The 272-nt window shown below is 64.3% G+C and carries 1 protein-coding gene; it reads right to left on the reverse strand.

The window, feature by feature from the left end:
• A partial coding sequence (locus SB771_RS34480) for a MetQ/NlpA family ABC transporter substrate-binding protein (RefSeq protein ID WP_410721974.1) occupies positions 1–272 on the reverse strand: 272 nt, incomplete at both ends.

Below are 272 nucleotides of genomic sequence, written 5' to 3' on the forward strand. Positions count from 1 at the left end.
TCGAGCGCCAGCGCTTCAGTCAGCTTGTGGCCGCTGGAAATGGCGAAGTTGCCCTGAATCGCCGCGAAATCCACGTCTTCGAGCGCACGCGGCGCCTGCGCCGTATCGAGCGGCACGATGCGAATCCCGGCGGGATTGGCGATCACATCATGTTCGGACACATCCACGGGATTGGGATTCTCGCGGATGCGGACCCATCCCACCGCCTGCAATATCTTCAGCGCGCGTTCGAGATTGACGGGGTCGTTCGGCACCGCCACCGTGGCGCCGCG

It is taken from the genome of Burkholderia sp. SIMBA_051, from assembly GCF_046534915.1.
Taxonomy (GTDB): Bacteria; Pseudomonadota; Gammaproteobacteria; order Burkholderiales; family Burkholderiaceae; genus Burkholderia; species Burkholderia ambifaria.